Here is a 12,704-nt window from a genome sequence, read left to right as displayed (position 1 = left end):
GAGAACGAGAACTGCAGCGCCACCGGCTTGACCTCTACTTGAGTTCAGATTCTACGGTCGCCGGTATGAGCGCAGTGCTGACACCCGAACAGATCGACTACCTGGCCACCCAACGCCTGGGCCGACTGGCGACCGTACGCCCCGACGGCTCGCCCCAGAACAGCCCGGTCGGCTTCCGCTACAACGCCGAACTCGGCACCATCGACATCGCGGGCTGGAATATGGGTAGGTCCTGGAAATTCCGCAATATCGCCACCAACAACCGCATCGCCTTCGTCGTCGACGATGTCGCCTCCGTCCAACCCTGGCGCGTACGCTGCCTCGAAATCCGCGGCACCGCGGAACAGTTGACCGACGTAGAGCCCTACATCACCAGCGTCTCCCGAGAGATGATCCGCATCCACCCCACCCGCATAATCGCCTTCGGCCTGGAAGCAGGCACCACCCACGCCACCGCGTAGTCAGTGCGTGTGACCCCCCTGGCCGCTCGGGGTATGCAGAGTCCGCACTGCAACGCCGACGTCGAGGGCAGCGAAGCGGGCGCCATCACGGAACTTCAGCGGCAATTCCAGCGTGTCGTTGTAGAATCGGATCGATTCATCCGGGTCATCGCTCGATAAAATGATCATGTTCCCTTCGTGGTCGCTTATGGAATCTCCTGTGCCTGACGCTTTTGCGGATCAGGATCACACCTGCCGAACCAGCCGTGATTGTTCGCGGCCGAAATCCGCGAACGGCACGACGAACCAGTCGGCTCGACCCGAGAAGCGATGATGTAACCGACGGGACCTATGTCACTGATTCGACTGTCTTTCGGTCCCGATGTCGGATATCCGAATGCCCTTGCAAAGGGACGTATCCTGCATTCTCGCAGTATAATTCAGCGGAATTGCGGTGTGCATCACTCCGCCTCGTTGCGGTCCCGCATTCTCGTTGCTCTACGGTTGCCCGGTGCTTTCATATGCAGAAAAGGTTGCGGATCAACTGGTCTCGCCGGTCGACGCGGGCGACTTGGTCCTGGGGTCGACGGAACTGTTCTTCTCCACCACTGACCGGCGCGGTGTGATCGGTCTGGGAAATTCCGTCTTCGCCCGCGTATCGGGCTATGCGCTCGACGAGTTGGTCGGACAGCCGCACAATGTCGTCCGCCACCCCGATATGCCTGCTGGAATGTTCCGGCTGATGTGGGAACGGCTTGCCGATGGCCGACCGGTCGGGGCGTTCGTCAGGAACCGGGCCAAGGACGGAACGGCGTATTGGGTGTTCGCGACGATGAGCCCGGTGCCTGATGGCTATGTCTCGGTGCGGCTCGCTCCGTGCAGTCCGTATTTCGGTCTCGCCGAACAGGTTTACGCGCAAGCGCGAACCGCGGAGCAGGCATCGCGCCGTTCCGGGAACGACCGCCGTGGCATCGCCGCGAGCGGTATGGCCGGTCTCGAGGAAGCGCTGCGTCGCCACGGATTTCGCTCGTACGACGAGTTCATGCACGAAGCTCTGCCCGCGGAGATCGCGGCCCGCGGCAATCTGGTATCGGCGACGTCACTGCGGCCGGACGTGTCCGGGCCCATCGGTTCCGTGCTCGCGGGCACCGCTCTGGTGGATGCGAGGCTCGCTCAGATGGTTGGGCGATTGGGCGAATACCGGGAGCTGTGCGGCCGGCTCATGGCCGCCGCAACGCGGGTCGCCGACATCACCCGCCGCATCGATCGATCCGTTGTCGCGGCCAGGGATGCCTCTGCGCGGGTCGCCGACGAGCATCCGGTGCTGCTCAATATCGCCCGGGTGATGGGTGAACCAATGAGCGAAGCGGTCACCGCATTGCACACCCTGGGGCCCGAACTGGACCGGTTGTGTACGGCGGTGACAGAGCTGCGGTTCCGAATCTCGTTGGCCGCCTTGTACAACAGCATGGTCGCGGCCTTCGCCGCCGAAGTGGTCGACGGCGCGGCCCCGGCCCGCACGCTGAAGGCGGTACCCCTACTGTGCGACGCGACCGCCATCGGGCTGTGCGATATGGCCGACCAGATGCGCGAGGTGAATGCGCAACTGTCGACAGTCGCGCAGCAGACCGAACGGGCGAGTGCGGCGCTGGACCGCTTCCGACGCTTCCTCGGTCAATGGCGTCTGCGCGTCCTGCGGCACAAGGCCGGACCGGCGATCGGTGCGAAGCTCGATCCCATCGACGCGGAGATCGCGGTCAGCTGGGAATGGATGGACCTCCTGCACGGCCTCGGGCGGGAGTTCCATTCCGGAGCGGTGATTTTCGATTTCGTGACAGTCGAGGCACAGCTTGCGGCGATCAAGTTGGCCGCCGCCGAGTGCGATACCGACTGAAGGCTGTGCGCTGACCATCGTCCCGGTGCCGAGTCGCCCGCCTGGGGTGCGACGGTCCGGCACCGGGGGTCGGGCAGCAGCCGCATCTGGGCGGTTTCCGGTGAGGGCGATGGTGTAGGTAGGCCAACTTGCCCACAGCCCGACCGCCACCCGCCAACGTCACAGTTGCCGCGACTGAGTCCGGCGACTGAAGATTCGGGGAGCCTAGTCGTTCGCGTGCAGGTCGGCGTTGAGTTCGATGCCGGTGCCCTTGCGGGGCACGACCTCGACGGCGCCCGTGGTCGAGTTGCGGCGGAACAGCAGGTTGTTCTGGCCGCTGAGGTCGGCGGCCTTGACCACAGTGCCGTCCGGGGTGGTGACCTTGGTACCCGCGGTGAGGTAGAGACCAGCTTCCAGGACGCAGTCGTCGCCGAACGGGATACCGAGGCCGGAGTTGGCGCCGAGCAGGGAGCGCTCGCCGATGGAGATGATGGTGGTTCCGCCGCCGGACAGGGTGCCCATGGTGGAGGCGCCGCCGCCGATATCGGAGCCGTCGCCGACCACGACGCCCGCGGAGATGCGGCCCTCGACCATGGAGGCGCCGAGGGTACCCGCGTTGAAGTTCACGAAGCCCTCGTGCATGACAGTGGTGCCGGAGGCCAGATGCGCACCGAGGCGGACCCGGTCGGCATCACCGATGCGCACACCCGACGGCACGACGTAGTCGACCATCCGTGGGAACTTGTCGATGCTGTACACCGTGACCGGGCCGCGCGCCCGCAGCTTGGCGCGCGTCGCCTCGAAATCCTCCACCGCGGCCGGACCGTGGTTGGTCCACACCACATTGCTGAGCAGCCCGAACTGCCCGTCCAGGCTCACCTCATGGGGTTTTACCAGCCGATGCGAGAGCAGATGCAGCCGCAGGTACACGTCGTGCGCATCCACCGGGGCGGCCGACAGGTCTGCGATCGTGGTCCGCACCGCGATCACATCCACCCCGCGTGCCTCGTCGAATCCGAGCAGCGCCGCGTAGTCCGCGGGCGCCGCATCCAGGCGCTTGGTCCCGGTGTCACCGAACGCGCCCAGCTCCGGATTCGGGTACCAGGTATCCAATACGGTCCCGTCCGCGGTCACATTGGCGATACCGACGGCTGCTGCTCCCTGAATGCTCACGTCATCAGAGGTTACCCACCGCGCCACGACTGTGCTGAGCCACGTCGACCGGTCCGCACCCGAGCGGCCGATGTCGCCATCCCAGGCTTGCCCGGCGAGCCCGTACTCGACGCTCACCCGGCGCGGCCTCCGGTCTGGTTCGACGTCGCGACGGTGACCGCCGCTGCGATGGCTACGGGTCAACATCGCGGTCGTAGGCTGGGGCGCGTGACCATCGACTTGCGCGCCGACCCCATCGCACTGACCGCGGCTCTCGTCGACATCCCCAGCGTCTCGCGGGACGAGACGGCCATTGCCGACATCGTCGAGCGGGCGCTGCGCGAGCAGACCACGGGATTCGAGGTGCTGCGGCATGGGAATGTGGTGCTCGCGCGTACCGACCTTGGGCGGCCGACTCGGGTCATCCTCGCCGGTCACTTGGATACCGTGCCCATTGCCGACAATGTGCCGAGCACCTTCGTGGACGAGGCGGGGGAGCGTCAGCTCTACGGCTGCGGCACCGTCGATATGAAATCCGGTGACGCGGTCTTCCTGCATCTGGCCGCGACCGTCGCCGAACCGGTGCACGATGTGACGCTGATCTTCTACGACTGCGAGGAGATCGCCGCGAAGTACAACGGCCTCAACCACATCGAGCGAGACCTCCCGGATTGGCTCGTCGGTGATCTGGCCATCCTCGGCGAACCGTCCGGCGGGGTCATCGAGGCGGGTTGCCAGGGCACCCTCCGCGCCCGGCTCACGACCAAGGGTGTGCGCGCCCACTCGGCGCGTTCCTGGAAGGGCGACAACGCGATTCACCGCATGGCCCCGGTGCTCCAGCGCCTCGCCGACTACAAGGCCCGCGAGGTCGATATCGACGGCTGCGTCTATCGCGAGGGCCTGTCCGCGGTCCATATCGGTGGTGGCGTGGCGGGCAATGTGATTCCGGACGAGGCCGAGGTCGACGTGAACTTCCGCTTCGCCCCAGACCGCACCGTCGCGCAGGCCACCGAGCATATGCGCGCGGTATTCGACGGACTCGAACTCGATTTCGAGCTCACCGACGCTGCCGCTGGCGCACTGCCCGGCCTGTCCGCCCCCGCCGCCAAGGATTTGATCAGCGTGGTGGGCGCCGACAGCGTGCGCGCCAAGTACGGCTGGACCGATGTCGCGCGCTTCGCCGCCCGCGGCATCCCGGCGGTGAACTTCGGTCCCGGCGACCCCAATCTCGCCCATAAGCGCGATGAACACGTCCCGGTCGCCCAGATCACCTCGGTCGCGGCGACCCTGCGCACCTACCTGACCCAGTGAGTCCCCAACTCCGCCGTACCGTCCCGCTGATTTCGTCAGTACATGGGTAACTCGATGTGCTGACATCGAGCTGGCTTGCGATCGGTGTCGTTGTCAAGAGCGGACAGTGTTGGGTGCACAGGTCACGGTTGTCGTGACTGAGTCTGGCGCCTAAAGGTTCGGAGAGGCGGGGGAGCCGCCTATAGATTCGCGGAGGCGGACCAGCCCGGTAGCGTGGGCGCCATGTCCACCGAAGCCGCCGATAACGAGATCGCAAGCCCGCCGAAGTCGACACCCAAATTCCGCGGACCGATCATGTTCCGCCGCGATCGCAAACCGGGTGGCACCGCCGACCAGAACCTATTGGACCGGCACGGACCCAGCGATTGGGTGCATACCGATCCGTGGCGGGTACTGCGCATCCAGGCCGAATTCGTCGAGGGCTTCGGTGCGCTCGCCGAACTGCCGCGCGCGGTCACCGTCTTCGGTTCGGCCCGCACGCCGACAGGGCATCCGGAATACCACGCTGCCAAGGCCATCGGCGGCGCGCTGGCACAGGCCGGATTCGCGGTGATCACCGGCGGCGGCCCCGGCGTGATGGAGGCCGCCAACCGGGGCGCGTCGGAGGCTGGTGGGTACTCGATCGGACTCGGCATCGAGTTGCCGTTCGAGCAGAGCCTCAACGAATGGGTCGACCTCGGCATCAATTTCCGCTATTTCTTCGCGCGCAAGACCATGTTCGTGAAGTACTCGCAGGCATTCATCTGCCTGCCGGGCGGATTCGGCACCCTGGACGAACTGTTCGAGGCGCTCACCCTGGTGCAGACCCACAAGATCACCCGCTTCCCGATCATCCTGTTCGGCAGCAAGTACTGGGCCGGGCTCGTCGACTGGCTGCGCGATTCGCTCGGCGGCTCCGGCAAGATCTCCCCGGGCGACCTCGGCCTGCTACATGTGACCGATAGCGTCGAGGAGGTCGTGCAGATCATCCTGGCCACCGCGGACGGTGCCACCTATACCGACGCCCTTGGGACGGAGGATCAGTGGTGAGTGAGCGCAGCGAGCGATCAATGAATACAGCCGAGCGCGGATATGCGGTCTGCGTCTACTGCTCGGCCAGCACCGCCGATCCGGCGATGCTCGCCCTCGCCGCTCGGGTCGGCACCGAGATCGCAAGGCGTGGTTGGCAATTGGTCTCCGGCGGCGGTCATGTCTCGATGATGGGCGCGGTCGCCACCGGTGCCCGCGCGGGTGGGGCGCACACCGTCGGAGTGATCCCGAAACGCTTGGTGCACCAGGAAGTAGCCGATGTCGATGCCGACGAGTTGATCGTCACCGACACCATGCGCCAGCGTAAACAGCTCATGGAGGACCGCGCCGACGCCTTCCTCGCCCTGCCTGGCGGCATCGGCACGCTGGAGGAATTCTTCGAAACCTGGACCGGTGGTTATCTGGGCCAACACGATAAACCGGTGGTCGTACTCGACCACCACGGTTTCTATCGAGGTCTTTTCGACTGGTTGGATGAACTGTACGACCGGAAGTTCGTGTCTCAGTCGGCCATGGCCCGGATCACCGTGGTCGACGATCTGCCCGCGGCCTTCGCGGCGTTGAAACCGGTGCGGGCAGCCGAGGCGGTGCAGGAACCGGGTACCACTTTCGACGAGGAGGTCTGACACTGTGGGCACCGCGACCCGACCGAAGGTCAGCCTGTTCGACATTGTGAAGCGGTTGCCGCCCATGGCATTCGACGCACCGTCCATGGTGCGCGGTGCGCTCGGCATGCTGGTGCGGCCGGATCACAAATCGTCGGTCGGGCTGTACTTCCAGCGCAATGCGCACCGGCATCCGAACCGGCCGTTCCTGAAGTACGAGGGCGCAACCTTCAGCTACGGCGCGGCCAACGCGCAGGTGAACCGGTACGCGCGGGTGCTGGCCGACCGTGGCGTGCGCCGCGGTGACGTGGTCGGCGTGCTGATGACCAACCGTCCGGAAGCCCTGTTCGTGGTGCTGGCCACCGTGAAACTCGGTGCGACGGTCGGCCTGCTGAACCACCACCAGCGCGACCAGGTGCTCGCCCACAGCTTCGGATTGCTCGACAGCGTGCTCAATGTGGTCGGCGAGGAATGCCGGGCGGCATTGGACTCACTCGCCGAACCCCTTGCCAATGTGCTCTTTTCACAGGATCTGCACACAATGGCCGAGGATGCCGATCCGGCCGATCCGCCGAGCTGCGCGCAGATCACCGCGAAGGAACGCGCCTTCCTGATCTTCACCTCCGGCACCACCGGCCTGCCCAAGGCCAGTGTCATGACGCATCTGCGCTGGACCAAGAGCATGTCCGGACTCGGCGGACTCGGAATTCGCCTGCACGGCAACGACACTCTGTATTGCTGCCTGCCGCTCTATCACAACAACGCACTGACCGTCGCGCTGTCCTCGGTGCTCGCCGCAGGCGGCACCTTCGCGCTCGGTAGGCAGTTCTCCGCCTCCCGGTTCTGGGACGAGATCATCCGGGAGCAGGCAACCGCGTTCATCTATATCGGTGAACTCTGCCGTTACCTGCTCAATCAGCCGGAGAAGCCGACCGATCGGCAGCACCGGGTCCGGCTCATCGTCGGTAATGGCCTGCGGCCCGAGCTGTGGGACGAGCTCGAGCGCCGTTTCGGCATCGGCAGGATTGTCGAGTTCTACGGTGCCAGCGAGGTGAATATCGCCTTCGTCAACGCCTTCGGGGTGGATCGCACCGCGGGCTTCGGGCCGCTGCCCTATGCCATCGTCGAATACGACGATGCGACCGGAAAGGCCAAGCGCGACAAGGACGGTCGGCTGCGCCGGGTGCCGGGCGGCGGGGTTGGCCTGCTGCTGGCCAAGATCACCGACCGCTCGCCCGCCGATGGCTATACCGATAAGGCCGCCTCCGAGGCGAAGCTGGTTCGCAACGGTTTCGCGGACGGCGACGTGTGGTTCGACACCGGTGACCTGGTGCGCGATCAGGGCTGGCACCACATCGCCTTCGTCGATCGGCTCGGCGATACCTTCCGCTGGAAGGGTGAGAATGTCGCCACCACCGAGGTCGAGGCAGCACTCGCCGAATCCGACGCGATCTCGCAGGCGGTCGTCTTCGGTGTGGATATCCCCGGCACGGATGGCAAAGCGGGCATGGCGGCGGTGACGCTGCACCCGGACGCCGAATTCGACGGCCGCGCACTCGCCGAACTGGCCTACTCCCGATTGCCCGGCTATGCGGTCCCGCTGTTCATCCGGGTCGTCGCCGAACTCGAGCAGACCTCCACCTTCAAGAGCCGCAAGGTCGAACTCCGCAAGCAGGGTTACGCGCTCGACGCCGACAGCAGGCTGTATGTGCTCGCCGGCCGCACCGACGGCTATATCCCGGCCTACGACGAATACGCCGCCGACGTCGCCGCGGCTCGCGCGCCCAAGAGCTGACCACGAGATCACTGGTTCCGTGAGCACATCGGGTCCGCCCGCCCAGTCCTCGATCAGGACCTGAACGCGAACCGAGTGGCACTTATTTGTATGGCCCAAGTACCCGGGGAGGCGGGGAAGCTACAGTCGGTTGCATGTTCAGCCCCACCGCAGCGCCGCTGCCAACCTTGTGCGGCAAGCCGGTGGCGACGGATCGGGCGCTGGTCATGGCTATCGTCAACCGCACCCCCGACTCCTTCTACGACCAGGGCGCCACCTTCTCCGACGCGGCCGCCATGGATGCGGTAGCGCGCGCCGTCGACGACGGCACCGATCTGGTCGATATCGGTGGGGTGAAGGCCGGTCCGGGCACCGTGGTCGATGCGGCGGAAGAGGCTCGTCGCGTGGTCCCGTTCGTCGCGGCGATCCGGGAGAAGTATCCGGAGCTGTTGATCAGCATCGATACCTGGCGCGCCGAGGTGGCCGAGGCCGCCGTCACTGCGGGGGCGGATCTGATCAATGACACCTGGGCGGGCGCCGATCCGGATCTGGTGCACGTGGCCGCCGATCGCGGCGTCGGCATCGTGTGCAGCCACACCGGCGGGGCGCTCCCGCGCACCCGTCCGCATCGGGTGCGCTATGCCGACGTGGTGGCAGAAGTAACGCAAACCGTGCGGCGCGCCGCCGAGGAGGCGGCCGCGGCCGGGGTTCGTCGGGATTCGATTCTGATAGATCCGACCCATGATTTCGGCAAGAACACTTATCACGGGCTCGAGTTGTTGCGGGGAATCGACGTTCTTGTAAATACCGGATGGCCAGTCTTGATGGCGCTGAGCAACAAGGATTTCATCGGGGAGACTTTAGGTGTCGGTCTATCCGAACGGTTGGAGGGCACATTGGCGGCAACAGCATGGTCGGCGGCCGCCGGGGCCCGAGTCTTCCGAGTGCACGAGGTTGCCGAAACGCGGCGCGTTGTGGACATGATCGCCGCGATACAGGGCATCCGGCCCCCCGCACGAACCCTGCGAGGTCTGGTATGAATTTCCACCACCACGAGAGCCCCGTCTGGGGGACGACGAATACCTGGGACACCCCGGACTGGACGGTCGACGAACTGATCGCCGCCAAGCGCGGACGCACTGTCTCGGTGGTGCTGCCCGCACTGAACGAAGAAAACACCGTCGCCGCTGTGGTGGCCAGTATTCGACCGCTCGTTGGCACCCTGGTCGACGAGCTGATCGTGCTCGATTCCGGATCGACGGACACCACCATCGAATGCGCGCTGGCCGCGGGCGCCGAGGTGATCAGCCGGGAACAGGCTGTCCCCGAACTCGATCCGTTGCCGGGCAAGGGCGAGGTGCTGTGGCGGTCGCTGGCGGTGACCAGCGGCGATGTTATCGCCTTCGTCGACTCCGATCTCATCGACCCGGATCCGGCCTTCGTGCCGAAGCTGCTCGGCCCGCTGCTGCTCGTCGACGATATGCATCTGGTGAAGGCCTACTACCGCAGGCCGCTGCGCCAGGCCGGTGCCGTGGACGCGCACGGTGGCGGTCGCGTCACCGAACTCGTAGCCCGTCCATTGCTCGCCGCATTGCGTCCGGAACTGTCCCAGGTGCTGCAGCCGCTCGGCGGCGAATACGCCGGCACCCGCGAACTGCTCACCTCGGTGCCGTTCGCCCCCGGCTACGGCGTGGAGATCGGCTTGCTCCTCGACACCTACGACCGCCTCGGCCTGTCCGCGATCGGTCAGGTGAATCTGGGTGTGCGCACCCACCGCAACCGCCCGCTGGCCGATCTCGGCGTCATGAGCCGTCAGATCCTCGGCACCGTCCTCAACCGCAGCGGCATCCAAGATTCCGGCGCCGCCCTGACCCAGTTCCACCTGATCGGCGATGCCTTCACCGCGCACAGCACGGAGGTCTCCCTCGCCGACCGCCCGCCGATGAATACGCTGCGCCCAGCCTGCGCCGCAGCCTGAAATAACCGTAGCCGCAATACATTTCGAACGGCGGAGCGCTCGCGTGAGCGAGCCAGAGACGTCGTGCTCGGCATCCGGTGGCAGGCACGGTCACCCAGATATGGCCAATGCGATTCCCTCCCGCACATCGTTGGGTTGCCAGGCTAGTGTGCCGACACAATCGGCAGCACCCATGCCGCGGGCGGTTGTGTTCAGGCGACGATTGCGAGCAGGTTGGTGGCGGCGTGGTTGAGGGCGTGATCGCCGTGCAGGTGGGCTCGCTGGCGTGCTTGCTCGGTCGTGATGCCGCGGCTGGCCAGCCGCCACAGGGTGTCCTGGTCCATGCGTACCGACGCGACGGTGTTCCCTGCCGGTGCGGTGGTGAGGTCCCAGCCGGTGCCGTCGCTGATGATCGACCACTGTCCGCCGGCCGGGCCGGTGATCTCGAAGGTCATCGCGGTGCCCGGTGGACGTACCTGGTTGCGCAACGCGACGGGCAGTGCGTGCAGGAAGGTGACGAGTACCGGTTGCATCAATGCTGGGCTGTCGGCGCCGGGGTGTGCGAGGGCATCGCGGATCTGTTGTTGGTGGACCCAGAACTCGGTGTACTCGCGGGCGATGTCCAGCCATGCCGGGGTGGTGGTGTCGCCGGCCCACGACACGTCCAGGTAGGCGGGGCCGGTTGGGTTGGTGGTCGCCCACACGGCGTCGAGTTGCGGACCCAGGAGGGTCAGCAGGTCGGTCATGGTCTGCGGGCTGCATTGCCGCATTGCCTGCACGAATTCGTCGTTGATGCGGGTCAGGTAGGTGGGCAGTGACTCCCCGGCGGCGAAGCCGGTGCCGGGATGGCCGTCGCGATTTCCCGAGAGCCGGCGCATGTAGTCGTTGAGGATGTGGGCGGTCACGTCCCGCACCGCCCAGCCTGGGCAGACGGTGGGGGTGGCCCACTGTGCCGAGTCGAGTGAACCGAGCAGTTCCAGCAGGGCGTGGCGTTCCCGCGGGAACAGCGGGCGAACATCGAGGGGCAGCATGATCGTCAGTCAACCGGTGGCAGGCATGCTCATGCCAGTGTATTTCCGGCGTGTGCGCTCACGCGTCCCCCCCGCACGCCGCTTATCCAGCGGTTTCGCGTCGGTCCGAGCTGATGTAGGCGAAGCCGGGTGTTCGATCATCGAGCGCCTGATGCGACTGGACGTTGTTGTACGGGGATGCGGAAGCGATACACCTGCATGTCCAGGGCGTCACCGTCGGCGTCGGTACAAGTGCCCGTACTTCAAAGTATCGAAAAACCTGTTGTCACAAGGTTTCCGGAAATCGGACAACTCAGCGTCTGAGGCGGGAGATGGCTCTGGGCTCGGCATCATGCCGGTACACCGGTGTGAGCAGATCGGCATCGACCGGCTCGCCGGTGGAACGGTCGTAGCGGATGGTGACCAGCACCGAAAACAAATGTGCGGCAGCGCGTTCGTGCAGCGTGGCCAATCTGGTTGCGAGCAAACGGATTGCGCCGAGGGAACCGGGCGGATGCAGGCCGTCGATGATCAGGGCGGTGCCGCGTCCATCGGGACGCGGGAGGCGGGCGATATAGGCGATATCGTGCGGTTCCGGTCCGCCGGGCCGGTATACCCGCCGGGCCGCCCGATCCTCGATGCCGCGCCGAGCGTCGCCGGCCCGTGCCACCGCGCGCCGCAGTCGCGGATCCGCCGCGATGAGTTGACGGATGCTCGGGGACAGTTCGGGCCCGCCGAGCACGATCAGTCCGTCGCGGTTCAGGTCCACGGGTCGGCCCGGCAGGAAGTGCTCGACCGTTGCCGTGAAGCCGAGTTCGTGCAGTAGCACCACGAGTCGTTGCGCCGCACTCGGATCCGGTGCGCCGAGCACTCGGCGACCGCGAACCTCCGGAGCGATTACCGTGAGCGATCCGTGCCCGAAGAACAGACCTTCCGGTGCGGGACCCTGGGTGCTCACCTGATGGATTCGCGCACGGGAAAGTCCCGCCGCCGCACCGATTCTGGCGAAGGTCCAGCCTTCGGCATGAAGTTCCCGGATCACCGCCCTGCGGATACGGGTCAGTTCGTTGATGGTCTGTTGGGCCGCCGCCACCCCATCGGTGGCCGCCTTGAGTCGCTCGACTTTATCTTCGATCGCGAAAACGCGCGCCACGTCATCGGCCGACATGTGCGAAGTCTAGACATCTCGACACCGTGTTGCGTCTAGTCTTCTTGACGCACAAGCACTTTTCCTGCTCTAGCGACTACACGGAGCGAGTCTCACGAGCGAGGAGCTACGGCCCGTCTCGCGTCCGAGTCGTCGAAGCGTATGCGTCGCAGGCACGGAACTCGACTGCCCGGTGCGTGTGCATCAGGTGCTGAACGATCTGCCTTCACCGTCCACGACGGAGCGAGTCTTACGAGCGACCCGTTCGCGGCCCGTCTCGCGTCCGAGTCGTCGAAGCGCATGCGCCGTAGGCACGGAACTCGACTGCCCGGTGCGTGTGCATCAGGTGCTGAACGATCTGCCTTCACCGTCCACGACGGAGCGAGTCTTACGAGCGACCCGTTCG

The 12,704-nt window shown here is 65.9% G+C and carries 11 protein-coding genes and 1 pseudogene; 8 read left to right on the top strand and 4 right to left on the bottom strand.

All coding sequences use genetic code 11. The features are described from left to right. Positions 1–65 precede the first annotated feature (65 nt). Positions 66–461 (top strand): PPOX class F420-dependent oxidoreductase, encoded by a 396-nt coding sequence (locus AB0J29_RS23905; protein ID WP_364790171.1) that lies wholly within the window; start codon positions 66–68, stop codon positions 459–461. Positions 462–515: 54 nt separating this feature from the next. On the opposite strand, the pseudogene AB0J29_RS23900 reads toward AB0J29_RS23905, so the two are convergent. Continuing rightward, positions 516–650: pseudogene (locus tag AB0J29_RS23900) on the bottom strand (VOC family protein); the annotation flags it as partial. 301 nt (positions 651–951) lie between these two features. Here AB0J29_RS23900 and AB0J29_RS23895 point away from each other — a divergent pair. Continuing rightward, entirely contained in the window at positions 952–2,334 is a 1,383-nt protein-coding gene (locus AB0J29_RS23895; protein ID WP_364790168.1) for a PAS domain-containing protein, read from the top strand. Between the two features lie 204 nt (positions 2,335–2,538). Here AB0J29_RS23895 and dapD read toward each other — a convergent pair whose 3' ends face one another. Continuing rightward, positions 2,539–3,486 carry a 2,3,4,5-tetrahydropyridine-2,6-dicarboxylate N-succinyltransferase gene (gene dapD, locus AB0J29_RS23890; protein WP_364790412.1) on the bottom strand — a complete coding sequence of 316 codons (948 nt, stop codon included), beginning with the start codon at positions 3,484–3,486 and terminating at the stop codon, positions 2,539–2,541. A 207-nt stretch (positions 3,487–3,693) separates the two neighbouring features. Between dapD and dapE the strand changes: the two genes are divergently transcribed. The 6 genes from dapE to AB0J29_RS23860 all read left to right on the top strand — a co-directional run bounded on the left by dapE (position 3,694) and on the right by AB0J29_RS23860 (position 10,162). Beyond that, entirely contained in the window at positions 3,694–4,776 is a 1,083-nt protein-coding gene (gene dapE / locus AB0J29_RS23885) for a succinyl-diaminopimelate desuccinylase (RefSeq protein ID WP_364790165.1), read from the top strand. A gap of 222 nt (positions 4,777–4,998) precedes the next feature. After that, positions 4,999–5,805, top strand: coding sequence for a TIGR00730 family Rossman fold protein (locus AB0J29_RS23880; protein WP_364790162.1), 807 nt, complete (start codon positions 4,999–5,001; stop codon positions 5,803–5,805). Between the two features lie 20 nt (positions 5,806–5,825). Next, positions 5,826–6,431: a TIGR00730 family Rossman fold protein gene (locus AB0J29_RS23875; protein ID WP_364790159.1), complete on the top strand. Its 606-nt coding sequence runs from the start codon at positions 5,826–5,828 to the stop codon at positions 6,429–6,431. A 4-nt stretch (positions 6,432–6,435) separates the two neighbouring features. Further along, entirely contained in the window at positions 6,436–8,205 is a 1,770-nt protein-coding gene (locus AB0J29_RS23870; RefSeq protein ID WP_364790156.1) for a long-chain-acyl-CoA synthetase, read from the top strand. 134 nt (positions 8,206–8,339) lie between these two features. Then, on the top strand, positions 8,340–9,224 hold the full coding sequence (gene folP / locus AB0J29_RS23865; RefSeq protein WP_364790153.1) for a dihydropteroate synthase: 885 nt from the start codon (positions 8,340–8,342) through the stop codon (positions 9,222–9,224). Further along, positions 9,221–10,162 (top strand): glucosyl-3-phosphoglycerate synthase, encoded by a 942-nt coding sequence (locus AB0J29_RS23860; RefSeq protein WP_364790150.1) that lies wholly within the window; start codon positions 9,221–9,223, stop codon positions 10,160–10,162. The genes folP and AB0J29_RS23860 overlap by 4 nt, the downstream gene beginning before the upstream one ends. Positions 10,163–10,353: 191 nt before the next feature. Here the strand turns inward: AB0J29_RS23860 and AB0J29_RS23855 are convergent, their stop codons facing one another. Then, positions 10,354–11,172 carry a maleylpyruvate isomerase family mycothiol-dependent enzyme gene (locus AB0J29_RS23855; protein ID WP_364790148.1) on the bottom strand — a complete coding sequence of 273 codons (819 nt, stop codon included), beginning with the start codon at positions 11,170–11,172 and terminating at the stop codon, positions 10,354–10,356. A gap of 292 nt (positions 11,173–11,464) precedes the next feature. Beyond that, positions 11,465–12,319 carry a hypothetical protein gene (locus tag AB0J29_RS23850; RefSeq protein ID WP_364790146.1) on the bottom strand — a complete coding sequence of 285 codons (855 nt, stop codon included), beginning with the start codon at positions 12,317–12,319 and terminating at the stop codon, positions 11,465–11,467. Positions 12,320–12,704: the final 385 nt, after the last annotated feature.

Origin of the sequence: Nocardia sp. NPDC049707, from assembly GCF_040674855.1 — a bacterium.
Taxonomy (GTDB): domain Bacteria; phylum Actinomycetota; class Actinomycetes; order Mycobacteriales; family Mycobacteriaceae; genus Nocardia.
The sequence above is the reverse complement of the archived record's forward strand: the minus strand, read 5'-3'. Positions and strand labels throughout refer to the sequence as shown.

Coding starts and splice junctions, on each gene's coding strand:
- AB0J29_RS23905 (WP_364790171.1), top strand. CDS start 66: ATGAGCGCAGTGCTGACACCCGAACAGATCGACTACCTGGCCACCCAA.
- AB0J29_RS23880 (WP_364790162.1), top strand. CDS start 4,999: ATGTCCACCGAAGCCGCCGATAACGAGATCGCAAGCCCGCCGAAGTCG.
- AB0J29_RS23875 (WP_364790159.1), top strand. CDS start 5,826: ATGAATACAGCCGAGCGCGGATATGCGGTCTGCGTCTACTGCTCGGCC.
- folP (WP_364790153.1), top strand. CDS start 8,340: ATGTTCAGCCCCACCGCAGCGCCGCTGCCAACCTTGTGCGGCAAGCCG.
- AB0J29_RS23860 (WP_364790150.1), top strand. CDS start 9,221: ATGAATTTCCACCACCACGAGAGCCCCGTCTGGGGGACGACGAATACC.
- AB0J29_RS23855 (WP_364790148.1), bottom strand. CDS start 11,172: ATGCTGCCCCTCGATGTTCGCCCGCTGTTCCCGCGGGAACGCCACGCC.
- AB0J29_RS23850 (WP_364790146.1), bottom strand. CDS start 12,319: ATGTCGGCCGATGACGTGGCGCGCGTTTTCGCGATCGAAGATAAAGTC.